Source organism: Helicobacter pylori, from assembly GCF_014498195.1.
Lineage (GTDB): Bacteria > Campylobacterota > Campylobacteria > Campylobacterales > Helicobacteraceae > Helicobacter > Helicobacter pylori_DO.
The window spans coordinates 1-14,666 of record NZ_JACTGH010000016.1 but is presented as its reverse complement, the minus strand read 5'-3'; the positions used below and the strand labels follow the sequence as shown (position 1 = coordinate 14,666).

The 14,666-nt window shown below is 39.6% G+C and carries 13 protein-coding genes and 1 pseudogene; 8 read left to right on the top strand and 6 right to left on the bottom strand.

The genetic code is table 11. The features are described from left to right. Positions 1-6 precede the first annotated feature (6 nt). The 8 genes from H7N67_RS07030 to H7N67_RS06995 all read left to right on the top strand — a co-directional run bounded on the left by H7N67_RS07030 (position 7) and on the right by H7N67_RS06995 (position 7,620). Positions 7-1,062 (top strand): type IV secretion system protein, encoded by a 1,056-nt coding sequence (locus tag H7N67_RS07030; RefSeq protein WP_187939516.1) that lies wholly within the window; start codon positions 7-9, stop codon positions 1,060-1,062. A gap of 15 nt (positions 1,063-1,077) precedes the next feature. Then, positions 1,078-1,191 (top strand): hypothetical protein, encoded by a 114-nt coding sequence (locus H7N67_RS07025; protein ID WP_001217873.1) that lies wholly within the window; start codon positions 1,078-1,080, stop codon positions 1,189-1,191. Continuing rightward, on the top strand, positions 1,188-1,931 hold the full coding sequence (locus tag H7N67_RS07020; protein ID WP_187939506.1) for a VirB8 family type IV secretion system protein: 744 nt from the start codon (positions 1,188-1,190) through the stop codon (positions 1,929-1,931). The genes H7N67_RS07025 and H7N67_RS07020 overlap by 4 nt, the downstream gene beginning before the upstream one ends. Then, positions 1,931-2,917, top strand: a complete 987-nt coding sequence (locus H7N67_RS07015; RefSeq protein ID WP_187939505.1) for a TrbG/VirB9 family P-type conjugative transfer protein — start codon at positions 1,931-1,933, stop codon at positions 2,915-2,917. Before H7N67_RS07020 ends, H7N67_RS07015 begins: the two co-directional genes overlap by 1 nt. Then, on the top strand, positions 2,910-4,040 hold the full coding sequence (locus H7N67_RS07010) for a DNA type IV secretion system protein ComB10 (RefSeq protein WP_187939504.1): 1,131 nt from the start codon (positions 2,910-2,912) through the stop codon (positions 4,038-4,040). The genes H7N67_RS07015 and H7N67_RS07010 overlap by 8 nt, the downstream gene beginning before the upstream one ends. Before the next feature lie 69 nt (positions 4,041-4,109). Next, entirely contained in the window at positions 4,110-5,522 is a 1,413-nt protein-coding gene (locus H7N67_RS07005) for a mannose-1-phosphate guanylyltransferase/mannose-6-phosphate isomerase (protein WP_187939503.1), read from the top strand. A gap of 27 nt (positions 5,523-5,549) precedes the next feature. Beyond that, positions 5,550-6,695 carry a GDP-mannose 4,6-dehydratase gene (gene gmd / locus H7N67_RS07000; protein ID WP_187907490.1) on the top strand — a complete coding sequence of 382 codons (1,146 nt, stop codon included), beginning with the start codon at positions 5,550-5,552 and terminating at the stop codon, positions 6,693-6,695. After that, the gene (locus H7N67_RS06995; protein WP_108300185.1) at positions 6,688-7,620 is read left to right on the top strand and encodes a GDP-L-fucose synthase family protein; all 933 of its coding nucleotides are present in this window, start codon (positions 6,688-6,690) and stop codon (positions 7,618-7,620) included. The genes gmd and H7N67_RS06995 overlap by 8 nt, the downstream gene beginning before the upstream one ends. A gap of 386 nt (positions 7,621-8,006) precedes the next feature. Here H7N67_RS06995 and H7N67_RS08025 read toward each other — a convergent pair whose 3' ends face one another. The 6 genes and pseudogenes from H7N67_RS08025 to H7N67_RS06970 all read right to left on the bottom strand — a co-directional run. Next, on the bottom strand, positions 8,007-8,249 hold the full coding sequence (locus H7N67_RS08025; RefSeq protein ID WP_022576248.1) for a hypothetical protein: 243 nt from the start codon (positions 8,247-8,249) through the stop codon (positions 8,007-8,009). Between the two features lie 370 nt (positions 8,250-8,619). Then, positions 8,620-9,618: a hydrogenase expression/formation protein HypE gene (gene hypE / locus H7N67_RS06990; RefSeq protein ID WP_187939502.1), complete on the bottom strand. Its 999-nt coding sequence runs from the start codon at positions 9,616-9,618 to the stop codon at positions 8,620-8,622. A 2-nt stretch (positions 9,619-9,620) separates the two neighbouring features. Continuing rightward, the gene (hypF, locus tag H7N67_RS06985) at positions 9,621-11,873 is read right to left on the bottom strand and encodes a carbamoyltransferase HypF (RefSeq protein WP_187939515.1); all 2,253 of its coding nucleotides are present in this window, start codon (positions 11,871-11,873) and stop codon (positions 9,621-9,623) included. Further along, on the bottom strand, positions 11,870-12,862 hold the full coding sequence (locus tag H7N67_RS06980; protein WP_187939501.1) for an agmatine deiminase family protein: 993 nt from the start codon (positions 12,860-12,862) through the stop codon (positions 11,870-11,872). The genes hypF and H7N67_RS06980 overlap by 4 nt, the downstream gene beginning before the upstream one ends. 51 nt (positions 12,863-12,913) lie before the next feature. Next, a complete protein-coding gene (locus H7N67_RS06975; protein ID WP_187939500.1) occupies positions 12,914-13,612 on the bottom strand; it encodes a DNA-methyltransferase in 699 nt (232 codons plus the stop codon). Then, a pseudogene (locus H7N67_RS06970) lies at positions 13,609-14,541 on the bottom strand (DNA cytosine methyltransferase); the annotation flags it as partial. The pseudogene H7N67_RS06970 and the gene H7N67_RS06975, both read right to left, overlap by 4 nt. Between the last annotated feature and the right edge of the window lie 125 nt (positions 14,542-14,666).

Below are 14,666 nucleotides of genomic sequence, written 5' to 3'. Positions count from 1 at the left end.
ACATTGATGAAACATGACGCTTATGAAATCATTCTTTCTTGGTTTATCACGCCTCTCACGGCGATTTTAGGGCGTTTCGCTGAATTTTTCCTCTACACCTTGCATGCGCAATTGGTGTTTAATAGCGCAGTCGCTTTGGCGTTCATGCTCTTTGCTTATAGGAGTTTGAAAGAACAGAATTTCTTCAGCGCTAGCGCGCTTTTAGAAGCGTTATGGTTTGTGGGGTTTTTTGCGCTGTTTAACTACGCTTTAAAAAACCCTTCGCGCTTTTATGAATTGTTTCAAAACGCTATCTTTATTGCGCCTAACATGATCGCGCAAAGCCTTTCTCAAAGCTTGAGTAACTTTTCTAACCATGCGCTTTCTTTAGATTTTATCTTCAATCATGGTTTTTATGCCCTTAGCTTTATTAGCGATTTGAGCCATAATGAAATGTCCGTGTGGCTTTTTTTAAGCGTTTTGCAAGCGCTTTTTTTGAGCGTGCTGTTTGCGATCATCATTTTAGTGTATTTGGAAGTGCATGTGTGGTGCTCTTTAGGGGCGCTGTTTTTAGCGTTTGGGTTTTTCAAAACCTGGAGGAGCGTTGTGGTTATATGCCTAAAAAAATGCTTCGCTCTTGGGTTTTACAAGCCTTTTTTGTTGTTGGTGGGGTTTTTGAATGTGTCGGTTACTAAGGCTTTAATAGACGCTAGCATGCAAGAAAAACAAGATTTAAGCCTTTTGTTGGTGGTAGCGTTATTTTTGTGTTGCGTTTTTATCATAGGCGTGCCTTTTTTCATCAACGCTTTGTTTAGGGTGCAAAACAGCCTTAAAGAAACTTACAAACTCGCCACCAATTTGAGCGCTAACCTCAGCCAAAACGCTCTCAATTCCTTACAATATATCACGACCTCGCCCGCTCCCTCTAGCGTTTCTACTTCTACAAGCGGTAGCGTTTCTAAAGAAAAAGAAACGCATTCCCCCACATTTAAGGTAGAAACCACTCAATTAGATGTAAAAATCCCAAATTTCAAGCAAAAAAAGGTTAAAAAGGATACAATAAATACAAAAAATGAAATTTAAATAAATAGGAATTTAATGAGAATTTTTTTTGTTATTATGGGACTTGTGTTTTTTGGTTGCACCAGTAAGGTGCATGAGATGAAAAAAAGCCCTTGCACCTTGTATGAAAACAGGTTAAATCTCGCATGAGAGAAAAGCCTTTCAACAGCGAGCAGTTGATCTATTTAGAAGAGCTTTTAAGCCACCAAGAAAAGCATTTAGAAAACAAGCTTTCTGGTTTTTCGGTGAATGATTTGGACATGCAAAGCGTGTTTAGGCTGGAGAGGAACCGCTTGAAAATCGCTTATAAACTCTTAGGCTTGATGAGTTTTATCGCTCTTGTTTTAGCGATCGTGTTAATCAGTCTTCTACCCTTACAAAAAACCGAACACCATTTCGTGGATTTTTTAAACCAGGACAAGCATTACGCCATTATCCAAAGAGCGGATAAAAGCATTTCCAGTAATGAAGCGTTGGCTCGCTCGCTCATTGGGGCGTATGTGTTAAACCGAGAGAGCATTAACCGCATTGACGATAAATCGCGCTATGAATTGGTGCGCTTGCAAAGCAGTTCTAAAGTGTGGCAACGCTTTGAAGATTTGATTAAAACGCAAAACAGCATCTATGTGCAAAGCCATTTAGAAAGAGAAGTCCATATCGTCAATATTGCGATCTATCAGCAAGACAATAACCCCATTGCGAGCGTGTCCATTGCGGCTAAACTCACGAATGAAAACAAGCTCGTGTATGAAAAGCGTTATAAAATCGTATTGAGCTATTTGTTTGACACCCCGGATTTTGATTACGCTTCCATGCCTAAAAACCCTACCGGCTTTAAAATCACTCGCTACAGCATCACTGAAATCGCGCCGACTAACAGGAATGATTGATGCGGAAATTTTTATACGCTCTCATGAGCTTTTTGTTGGCTTTTAGCGCTTTAAAAGCCGATGATTTTTTAGAAGAAGCGAACGAAACAGCCCCGGCGCATTTAAACCACCCCATGCAGGATTTAAACGCCATTCAAGGGAGCTTTTTTGACAAAAACCGCTCCAAAATGTCCAACACTTTGAACATTGATTACTTTCAAGGGCAAACCTATAAAATCCGCTTGCGTTATGCGATGGCGACCTTATTGTTCTTTTCAAAACCCATTAGCGATTTTGTTTTGGGGGATAAGGTGGGCTTTGATGCGAAAATCTTAGAGAGTAACGATCGCATTTTACTCATCAAGCCTTTACAAATCGGCGTGGATTCCAATATCAGCGTGATTGATAGCGAGGGTAAGATTTTTTCTTTCTATGTGTTTTCTACCACTTTCACCAGCTCCAAACACCCTAATTTACAGGTTTTCATAGAAGATAAAAATTATTATTCTAACGCTTTTTTGAAGCCCCAAAAAGAAAATAAAGAAAATAAAGAAAATACCCTTGAAAACGCTCCCACAAACAACAACAAACCCTTAAAAGAAGAAAAAGAAGAAACCAAAGAAAAAGAAGAAGAGACTATAACTATTGGCGATAACACTAACGCAATGAAAATCGTTAAAAAAGACATTCAAAAAGGCTATAGGGCTTTAAAAAGCTCTCAAAGGAAATGGTATTGTTTAGGGATTTGTTCTAAAAAATCCAAACTCTCTTTGATGCCTAAAGAAATTTTTAACGACAAGCAATTCACTTATTTCAAATTTGACAAAAGATTAGCGCTTTCTAAATTCCCCGTGATTTATAAGGTCGTTGATGGCTATGATAACCCGGTAAATACTAGGATTGTGGGCGATTATATTATCGCTGAAGACGTTTCTACTAAATGGACTTTAAGGTTGGGTAAGGACTATTTGTGCATCCGTTTTGTCAAAAGGGCTAGAGATGAATAAGTGGCTTAAGGGGGTGCTTATTTTTATAGGGGGTTTTGCAACGATTACAACCATTTCTTTAGTCTATCATCAAAAGCCAAAAGCCCCCTTAAATAACCAGCCTAGCCTTTTAAATGACGATGAGGTGAAATACCCCTTACAAGACTACACCTTCACTCAAAACCCACAGTCAACTAACACAGAAAGCTCCAAAGACGCTACCATCAAAGCCTTACAAGAACAGCTCAAAGCCGCTTTAAAAGCCCTAAACTCCAAAGAAATGAATTATTCCAAAGAAGAAACTTTTAAGAGCCCTCCCATAGATCCAAAAACAACCCCCCCTAAAAAAGATTTTTCTCTAAAGCAATTAGATTTATTAGCCGCTCGCATCACCCCTTTCAAACAAAGCCCTAAAAATTACGAAGAAAACCTGATTTTCCCTGTGGATAACCCTAATGGCATTGATGGTTTCACTAACCTTAAAGAAAAAGACATCGCCACTAATGAAAACAAGCTTTTACGCACCATTACAGCGGATAAAATGATACCCGCTTTTTTGATCACGCCCATTTCTAGCCAGATCGCTGGTAAAGTGATTGCGCAAGTGGAAAGCGATATTTTCGCTCACATGGGCAAAGCCGTCTTAATCCCCAAAGGCTCTAAAGTCATAGGTTATTACAGCAACAATAACAAAATGGGCGAATACCGCTTGGATATTGTATGGAGTCGCATCATCACTCCCCATGGCATCAATATCATGCTCACTAACGCTAAAGGGGCGGACATTAAAGGCTATAACGGCTTGGTGGGGGAATTGATTGAAAGGAATTTCCAACGCTATGGCGTGCCGTTACTGCTTTCTACGCTCACTAACGGCTTGTTGATTGGGATCACTTCGGCTTTAAACAACAGAGGTAATAAAGAAGAGGTGACTAATTTCTTTGGGGATTATCTTTTGTTGCAATTGATGAGGCAAAGCGGCATGGGGATCAATCAAGTGGTCAATCAAATTTTAAGAGACAAAAGCAAGATCGCCCCCATTGTGGTGATTAGAGAGGGGAGTAGGGTTTTCATTTCGCCCAATACTGACATCTTCTTCCCTATACCCAGAGAGAATGAAGTCATCGCTGAGTTTTTGAAGTGACTCAAAAATCCCAAATTAAAAACGCTATAATAACCCTAAAAAACAAAAGAGAGCCTGACAAGAAAACCCATGAAAATTAAAAATATCTTACTGAGTGGGGGGAGCGGCAAGCGCTTATGGCCTTTAAGCCGTAGCCTATACCCTAAGCAATTTTTAAAGCTTTTTGACCATAAAAGCTTGTTTGAATTGAGTTTTAAAAGAAACGCTTCCTTAGTAGATGAAACGCTCATTGTGTGCAATGAAAAGCATTATTTTTTAGCCCTAGAAGAGATAAAGAGTGAAATCCAAAACAAAAGCGTGGGTTTTTTATTAGAGAGCTTGAGTAAAAACACCGCTAACGCCATTGCTTTGAGCGCTTTAATGAGCGATAAAGAAGATTTACTCATCGTTACGCCAAGCGATCATTTGATTAAAGATTTTCAAGCGTATGAAAATGCAATCAAAAAAGCGATTAATTTAGCCCAAAAAGGTTTTTTAGTCACTTTTGGGGTGAGTATTGACAAGCCCAACACCGAGTTTGGGTATATTGAGAGCCCTAATGGTTTAGATGTCAAGCGATTCATTGAAAAGCCAAGCTTAGAAAAAGCGATAGAATTCCAAAAAAGCGGGGGTTTTTATTTCAATAGCGGCATGTTTGTTTTCCAAGCGGGCGTTTTTTTAGACGAACTAAAAAAGCATGCCCCTACTATTTTAAAGGGGTGCGAAAGAGCGTTTGAATCGTTAGAAAACACGCATTTTTTTGAACAAAAGATCGCGTGTTTGAGCGAAAAGAGCATGCAAGATTTAGAAGATGTGAGCGTGGATATTGCTTTAATGCAGCAAAGCCACAAAATCAAAATGGTAGGATTAAACGCCAAGTGGAGCGATTTAGGGAATTTTAACGCTCTTTTTGAAGAAGTGGCTAACGAGTCTAAAGAGAATGTCAGCTTGAATCAAACGCCTGTTTTTGCCAAAGAAAGCGCAAATAATTTAGTGTTTTCTCATAAAGTGAGCGCTCTTTTAGGGGTTGAGGATTTAGCGATCATTGACACTAAAGACGCTCTTTTAGTCGCTCATAAAGACAAAGCTAAGGATTTAAAAGCCCTAGTGAGCGAGATAGAAACGCATAATCAAGAATTATTACAAACGCACACTAAAGTCTATCGCCCTTGGGGGAGTTATGAAGTCTTGCATGAGAGCGGTTGTTACAAGGTTAAGATTTTAGAAGTCAAACCAAACGCAAGGCTTTCTTTACAAAAGCATTTCCACAGGAGCGAACACTGGGTGGTGATTAGCGGAATGGCGAGCGTGGAGTTGGATCACCAATCGTTTGAATTGCAAGCTAATGAGTCCACTTATATCCCTAAAAACACCTTACACCGCCTGGCTAATTACGGCAAAATCCCTTTAATCATCATAGAGGTCCAAGTGGGCGAGTATGTCGGCGAAGACGATATTGTAAGGGTTGATGACGATTTTAACAGGCAGAATCAAAACGCCTAATAAAGAAAATTTAATAAAGGAACAATAATGAAAGAAAAAATCGCTTTAATCACCGGGGTTACCGGGCAAGACGGGAGCTATCTGGCTGAATACTTGCTCAATTTAGGTTATGAAGTGCATGGGTTAAAAAGGCGCTCTTCTAGCATCAACACTTCTAGGATCGATCATTTGTATGAAGATTTGCACAGCGATCATAAAAGGCGTTTTTTCTTGCATTATGGGGATATGACCGATAGCTCTAACCTCATCCATTTAATCGCTACCACTAAGCCTACAGAGATTTATAATTTAGCCGCTCAAAGCCATGTGAAAGTCTCTTTTGAAACCCCAGAATACACCGCTAACGCTGATGGTATTGGCACGCTAAGGATTTTAGAGGCCATGCGGATTTTAGGCTTAGAAAATAAAACACGATTCTATCAAGCCAGCACGAGCGAATTGTATGGCGAAGTCTTAGAAACCCCACAAAATGAAAACACCCCCTTTAACCCACGAAGCCCCTATGCGGTCGCTAAAATGTATGCCTTTTACATCACCAAAAATTACAGAGAGGCTTATAACTTGTTTGCGGTTAATGGCATTCTTTTTAACCATGAGAGCAGGGTAAGGGGCGAAACTTTTGTCACTCGTAAAATCACACGAGCCGCTAGCGCGATAGCGTATAACTTAACGGATTGCTTGTATTTAGGGAATTTAGACGCTAAAAGAGATTGGGGGCATGCCAAAGATTACGTGAAAATGATGCATTTAATGCTCCAAGCGCCCATCCCACAAGATTATGTGATCGCTACAGGAAAGACCACAAGCGTGCGCGATTTTGTGAAAATGAGCTTTGGATTTATCGGTATCAATTTAGAATTTCAAAATACAGGGATTAAAGAAATCGGTTTGATCAAAAGCGTTGATGAAAAAAGAGCGAACGCTTTAAACTTAAACTTAAGCCATTTAAAAAAAGGCCAAATCGTGGTGCGTATAGACGAGCGCTATTTCAGGCCTACTGAAGTGGATTTGCTCTTAGGCGATCCCACTAAGGCTGAGAAAGAGCTAGGCTGGGTTAGGGAATACGATTTAAAAGAGTTGGTTAAGGACATGTTAGAATACGATTTAAAAGAATGCCAGAAAAACCTTTACTTGCAAGATGGGGGCTATACTTTAAGGAATTTTTATGAATGAGATTATTTTAATCACCGGTGCCTATGGCATGGTGGGGCAAAACACGGCGTTGTATTTTAAAAAAAATAAGCCTGATGTTACTCTACTCACCCCTAAAAAGAGCGAATTGTATTTGTTGGATAAGGACAATGTTCAAGCTTATTTGAAAGAATACAAACCTACAGGCATTATCCATTGCGCCGGGAGAGTGGGGGGCATTGTCGCTAACATGAACGATCTTTCAACTTACATGGTTGAGAATTTATTAATGGGCTTGTACCTCTTTTCTAGCGCTTTAGATTCGGGCGTGAAAAAAGCTATTAATCTAGCGAGCTCTTGCGCTTATCCTAAATACGCCCCTAACCCTTTAAAAGAGAGCGATTTGTTGAACGGCTCTTTAGAGCCAACGAACGAAGGCTACGCTTTAGCCAAACTCTCTGTGATGAAATATTGCGAGTATGTGAGCGCTGAAAAGGGCGTTTTTTATAAAACTCTAGTGCCTTGCAACCTTTATGGCGAGTTTGACAAGTTTGAAGAAAAAATAGCACACATGATACCAGGGCTTATCGCTAGGATGCACGCCGCTAAATTAAAAAATGAAAAAAATTTTGCGATGTGGGGCGATGGCACGGCCAGAAGAGAGTATTTAAACGCTAAAGATTTAGCGAGGTTCATCGCTCTCGCTTATGAGAATATCGCTTCAATCCCTAGCGTGATGAATGTCGGCTCTGGAGTGGATTACAGCATTGAAGAGTATTATGAAATGGTCGCTCAGGTTTTAGATTATAAGGGCGTGTTTGTGAAAGATTTATCCAAACCAGTAGGCATGCAGCAAAAACTTATGGATATTTCCAAACAAAAGGCTTTAAAGTGGGAATTAGAAATCCCTTTAGAGCAGGGCATCAAAGAAGCTTATGAGTATTATTTGAAACTTTTAGAGGTTTGAAATACAATCAAGGCTTTTATAGAGCTATAAAAACGCTTTGCTATTAAGCGTTGGGCTAGCGATTTTACGATATTGTGCTTATCAATTCGCTTCAAACAAGCTTGAGCCATTAAAAGGGGTTTGGTCGCTTCGCTCTCAATCTCAAACGCTTTCAAAAAGCAAGGCGTGTTAGCATTTTAATTTTTCATAAAGAGCTAGGGAAAGTAAGGGGCTTTTATTGGGCTAATCATCAATATCTTTACGCTAAAAATAAACTTTTACAAGAGATAGTTTTGAATAGCATGAAAATCTGTCTATTATTCTATGTGAGCGGGCAATTCTCTCTATTGAACTGAATGTCCTAGATTTCTATGCTGTCTGTTTTAGAGATGATTATCAGTTGGTTTTTATCTTCTTCCAATTCCAAAATCCCAAGTCCCTTTATCAGTCTTTATACTAACTTCTTTTATATGCTGACAACGAAGTATATAAAATTGATAGCTATCGCCAAATCTTAGCGTTTTATTAATCTTGAAATAAGGAAATCCATCGTTATCACAATTCCCACGATTGATTTTTGCACTCATTATAGTGATACTACCAACATTTGAAATGATGCTTATCCAATAAGGATTGTATCCAAAAGTCATTCTAAGATCTATTGGTGGTTTTTTTGGCAGTTTTTCATCAAACGCTTCTCTTATCTTTTCCTTTATCTTTTCTTTTTTTATTGTCTCTTCCTCTTTTTTATTGTCTCTTCCTCTTTTATCTTTTTTTTAATTCCTTTCTCTTTTATTATCTTTACTATCTTTTTTTTGCGTAATCACTCTTACACCCAGAAAAAAACACAGCAAACCCAAAAATGACTGCTAATATCAAGCCCGCTTTTTTATAACCCACCACTAACACCCTCTTATTGTAAGTTTTCTCAAATGGATTGAGTATAGTAGACTTAGCTTAGGTGATCTCTAAAAAATTTTAGAGGGCAAAGGCGGTAGGGTTTTAAAAAGCACTCTAGCTTTAACAAATCCTAGGCAATAATTCGCCCTCTGGCATCTCTAAAATTCTTTCAAAACCCCATGCGTTCTTTAAAACCACGCTAGGATAAGGGTTTTCAAACACTTTGCCGATCACGCAAGCGTTTTTCGCTTTCTCATTACTTTTTAAAATTTCTAAGGCTTTAGGGGCGTCTTTTTGATTGAGCGCTAAAACAAACACCCCCTCATTGGCTAGCGCGTAGGGTTCTAGCCCTAAAATCTCGCAAATCCCTTTCGTTTCTTCTTTTAAGGGGATTTTTTCTTCTTCTATAACGATTTTCACTCTAGAGCTGTTCGCCCATTCGTTCAGCACGCTCGCTAACCCGCCCCTAGTCGCATCTCTTAAAGCATCAATTTTGAGATCGCTTAAAAATAGGGGTTTTAATAAGGGGTAGAGCAGTTGGCAATCGCTTTCTAGATTGGTTTTAAGCTTGATTTCATTACGCATCGCAAACAGGCTTGCCCCATGATTGGCGATCGTGTCGCTTAGGATAATGGCTTGTCCTTGTTTTAAATGGTGCGAAGAAATCCCTGGCTTGATGATTTTACCAATGCAGGTTGTGTTGATAAAAAGCTTATCCACGCTCCCCTTTGGCACGACTTTAGTGTCTAGGGAGAGGAGTTTTAAGTTGGCTTTAAACAATTCTTTTTGTATGGATTGTAAAATTTGTTTTAAAAGAGGGATTTCTAAGCCTTCTTCTAAAATAAAACCCATATTCAAATACAAAGGTTCGCCCCCTTGCACGCTCACGTCATTCGCGCTCCCGCAAACGCAAAGCTTGCCTATATCGCCCCCATTAAAAATTAAAGGCGTGATGACAAAACTATCCGTGCTTACGCAATATTCCCCACTAGCTTCAAATTTAGGGGCGTCTTCACCAAACGCAACAATCCATTCTTTTAAATAGGGCATAAAGACCCGCTCAACTAAAGCGTTTGTTTCTTTCCCCCCGTTCCCGCATGCTAGAGTTACGCTATCCATTTTTATCCTTTTTTGATGATTGTAGGGTTGAAATACGCCATTAAGGCTTGACCGATAGGGATACTGCTGTCATTAGGGGGGAAATGCTTGTGGAAAAAATACTCCCTTTGAAGCTTTTTGAATCGTTTGGCTAATTGTTCGCATAATAATTGGTTGCAAAACACGCCCCCACTGCACACCACGACATGTTCTTTAAAAGGCACAATCAAAGCGGTAATGATTTCTACTAGGCTGTTAAAAAATTTCTTAGCGATGCGTTCAGGCTCTAAAACGCCCAAATCCTTTTCAAACGCTTGATAAAATTCTTTTAAACACACCACGCTGTTTTTGATTTTAAAAGGGTAAAAAGCGATCTCATCGCTTTGTAGGGCTAGATTTTCTAAAACCTGCCCGCTCTCGGCTTCAAAGCTAATCGTTCCCACTAGATCCAAACTAAACGCTACTATATCAAACAAACGCCCTATGGAATTGGTAGCGACGCTTTGAATTTTTTTGTCATGCATTTGTTTAAAAATTTCTAATTCGTCTTCTTTAAAATGCTTTTGAACGCGCTTTAAAAGCTTGTTGAGTTGGTGTTTTAAAGCGATTTCTAAAACCAAGCGTTTAGGCTCTTTGATCGCTTTTTGCCCCCCTAAAAGCAGAAATTCTTCAAACCTGGCGGTTTCTTCAATGTGCTCAAAATCCCCCACAAAACACTCCGCCCCATAAATCTTATTTTCATAAGCCCCACTCCCATCCCAGACAATGCCTATAAAAGGGTGATTTAAATGCGGGTCTTGTAACAATGCGTCTAAGATACTCGCTAAAAAGTGGGCATGGTGGTGCTGGACTTGCAACAAGGGCGTATTAAAATCAAAAGCCATTTGAGTGGTGGTGTAGTTTTTATGTTTATCGCAAGCTAAGATGGTGGGTTTAAAATCATAGGTTTTTAAGAAAAAATTCAAAGTTTCTTTAAAGTGTTTTTCATTTTCTAAAACGCTCAAATCCCCACAAAAAGGCGAGAGTAAAAGAATGGAAGTCCCGCTATCCAATAAGCTAAAATGCCCTTTTTGCTCCGCTCCAAGCGCTAAAATCTTTTTGGGCGGATGGTTAGAGCGTTTGGGCAAAGTGAGGTAAAGGGGGGCAAACCCCCTAGCCAAACGCATGGGGCGAATGATATTATCCATGTGCTGCACGATACTATCATCAATCCTATGGATGATAGCACGATTGTGCGTGAGCTTAAAATCAAAAATGAAACTCAAGGCGTCAATCTCAACCTCATCGCTCGCTAAAGGGAGGGAGTTGAAATTCGCGCTCGTGAATACAATAGGGGAATCCAATAAATCCAGTAATAAAGCATGCAAAGGGGTATAGGGCAAAATGACGCCATAAAAGGGGGAGTTTTTGGCGATATTGGGGGCTAATTTTATGTCGGGTTTTTTACGCGCTAAAAGAATGGGGGTGCTTGTAGAATTCAAGCTCTCGCATTCTAACGCGTTCAAAAACGCATGCTGTTTGGCTGCGTTTAAGTCTTTAAACATGAGCGCAAAAGGCTTTAGGGGGCGGTTTTTTAAAAGCCGTAATCTTTCTATGGTTTGAAAATTCCTCGCATCGCACAAGAGGGCAAAGCCTCCCAAACCTTTAAGAGCGATGATTTTACCTTTTTGAATGTCTTTAGCGCATTCTAAAAGAGCGTCATCATTTTTGAACCGCTTGTAATTGAGCGTAATACCGCACTTTTTGCAGCTGATGCCTTGAATGTGGAATCGTTTGTTGGTGGCGTCTTTATAAACGGATGCACAAAATTTGCAGAGCTTGAAAGGTTTTAAGGCGGAATTTTCTCTGTCATAGGGCAGGGCGTTTAAAAGGCTGTATCTCGCCCCGCACTTCGCGCAAGAATTGAAAGCGTAATGAAAATAGGGGGAGTTTTTATCTCTAATTTCGCGCAAGCAATCCTCACACACGCCTAAATCTTTAGGGATTTGACTGAGTAAATTTAAAGGGTGGTTCTTGCTTTCTAAAATCCTAAAATCATTAAAATGAAGCGCCTTATCATAGGGGCTAATAATGATTTTTTCCACCAACGCTAAGGGGGGCAATCCTTTTTTTAGAGCGTTTAAAAAAGACTCTGTTTTGTGAGCGGGTAAGACGATCTCTAAAGCCGCTTGGGCGTTACGCGCAAAGCCTACAAGCCCTAATTTTTGAGCCAGGGTATAAACAAAAGGGCGCATGCCCACGCCTTGAACCACGCCAAAAAGCGTGATTTTGTTCAATAAAGTTGCATCGTTACACAATGCAAACTCCCATGCTGTTTGATTAAGGTATTGCAATCAACCCCTATCACTTCTAGGGGCGTGTGTTGTTTTAAGGTTTCTAAAATGAGTGCGTCTTTAGGGTCGTTGTAGGTAGGCACGATGAGAGCGTTATTGCACAATAAAAAATTCACATAAGTCGCCGGCAAGCGTTGTTGGTTTTCATCAAAAATGGTTTTGGGGATTTCTAGGGGGATGAGTTTATAGGGCGTTCCATCTAGTTTTTTAAAGGTTTTTAATTCTTCTTGCATTTTCTTTAAGGCTGTGTAATGCTCATCGTTTTTATCCTCGCATGCGCTATAAACAATGGTGTCTTTATCTAAAAAGCGAGCGAGCGTGTCGGTATGGCTATCCGTATCATCGCCTTTTAAATAGCCATAAGAATACCACAGCACTTGTTTAGCCCCTAATTCCTTTTTAAGCATGTTTTCTATTTCATTTTGATTCAAATGGGGGTTACGATTTTTTTCTAGAAGGCATTGGGTGTTGGTTAAAATGCTCCCGGCCCCATCGCTTTCTATGCTCCCGCCCTCTAAAATATAGGGCATCGTTTTTAAAGGGTGTTTTAAAAACCCTAAGTTTTTGAGCTTGAAATTCACCTGATTGTCTAAATTGGACGGGTATTTTAACCCCCAGCCATTAAAACCAAAATCCAAGCACTCTAAAACGCCATGATTTTCAATACTGATCGCTCCAAAATCCCTAGCCCATGTGTCGTTAGTGTCGACCTTTGCGATTTCTACACCAGATAAGTTTTTAAGCATCTCATAGCCAATAGTATCGCTAGTATGGACGCACACTAACACTTTGGCGTGTTTGGCTATGGCTTGAATGATGTTTAAAAAACTTTCCCTAGCCTCCTTGATGCAATACGCCCAGTCGCCAAACTCATGGGGGAACGCCATTAGAATCGCTTGGATTTTTTCAAACTCCGCTAACATTCTTTTCATTCAAAATATCCTTTTAAATAACTATAACACAATCTCATTCAAATAGCGTTTTTAAAGCGAATTCAAACGCTTTTTGGCGGTTTGAAAATATTCTTTTTCTGATTCTATGCCGATAAAATTTCGTTCTAAACGCTTGCACGCTAAGCCGGTGGTGCCGCTCCCCATGAAAGGATCTAGAACGATGTTATTAGGGTTTGTGTGGATGGAAATGATTTTTTCCATTAAAGCCAGGCTTTTTTGCGTGGGGTGTTTGGTCTTTTCAAGCCCGCTTACCACAGGGCTTTTTAAAATCAAAGGCCGTAAGTATTTTTCATTTTCGGGCTTGTTAAACACCCATTTAGCTTTCTTTTTAACCGCCCACAGGGCAAATTCCGTGTCCTGGACATAGCGCCGGTGAATGTTTCTTGGCATGGGATTAGTTTTAACCCATTGGATAAAGTCTTTGACCACAAAGCCGTTTTCTTCTAAAAAATCAGCGATATAGCTTATAAACCTGTAAGAGCAAAAAATAATTATGCAGCCGTTTGGATTGACTAAGGGGGCGTAGCGCTTGATCCATTCTAAAATCTTGAAATTTTTATCCCATTCCCCAAAATCTATGCCTTGCCTTTTAGCGCTCTTTAGGGTGGAAAAATTGTTTTTAACCGAAATGTTGTAAGGAGGGTCTGTGATGATCGCATCCACTTTTAAATTTTGCTGGTAAAAGTCTTTGATGATTTCAAAAGCGTCAGCGTGGTGGATTTGTATCATTTTCTTAAGTTTTTTAAGATCGCTTTGCCTAAAGCTAGGGCTAGAAGAGGAGGCACAGCGTTACCGATTTGCTTGCAAACGCTCGTTTTATTGCCATAAAAGATATAATTATCGCTAAAACTTTGTATCCTGGCGGCTTCTCTGGGCGTGATAGAGCGGTGCAATTTGGGGTGGGAGTTGGTGCCATTACTGGGAGTGTCAAAGCGTGTGTCTATGGTGGGGCTGATTTTATTCCAATTTAAGCGCCCCCATGTGCTTTTGAATTGCTGTTTGCCATGCAAGTTTTTAGGCAAGCATTCTTTACCTTGCTCTTTGTTAATGAGTTTTAATTTCTCTAAAGCGGCTTGGGAGTGGTTGGTGGCTTGGTGGTTGTATAATTTAGGGCTGTTTTTTCGCATTAAGGCTTGATAGCTTGATTGGATAGGGTTTAAATAATCGCTCTCAAACGCCCCTTCATTAGAACAAAGATAAGCTAAATCGCTTATGGCATCTTGAATATTCACGCTTTGAGAAGGCTCTAAAAGATTGAAATCAAAACTAAAACGACTAGCCCTTACAATAAAAGCCCTCTCTCTGTCTTGAGGTACGCCATAATCTTTAGCGTTTAGGATTTGATAGCTCAATTGATACCCTAAAGCGTTCAATCTTTCTTTGATTTCTTCTAAAAAATAGCCTTTAGTGCAAGAGATTATGTTTTTCACATTCTCAATGATAAAAATTTCTGGCTTTATGGCTTTGACTATTTCTATATATTCTAAGAATAAAAAATTCCTAGGGTCTTTTAGCTCTAAATTTTTCCCTTTATTAGAAAAGCCTTGACATGGAGGCCCGCCAATGATCATGTTGATTTCTAATTTTTTAGCCAACTCTATAATTTTTTCTTTAATTTCGGTTTGAGTGATGTCCCCACAAACACCTATGGCGTTTTTATCCCACTAGCACGAAAAACTCCGTCCTTTAGGGCGGAGATGTAAGTGCATATCTGTTAGGTATTTGAATATCGTTTCACCTAGATCCATTCGCTTTTTAGTGCATTCTATTAAAAATCAAAGTT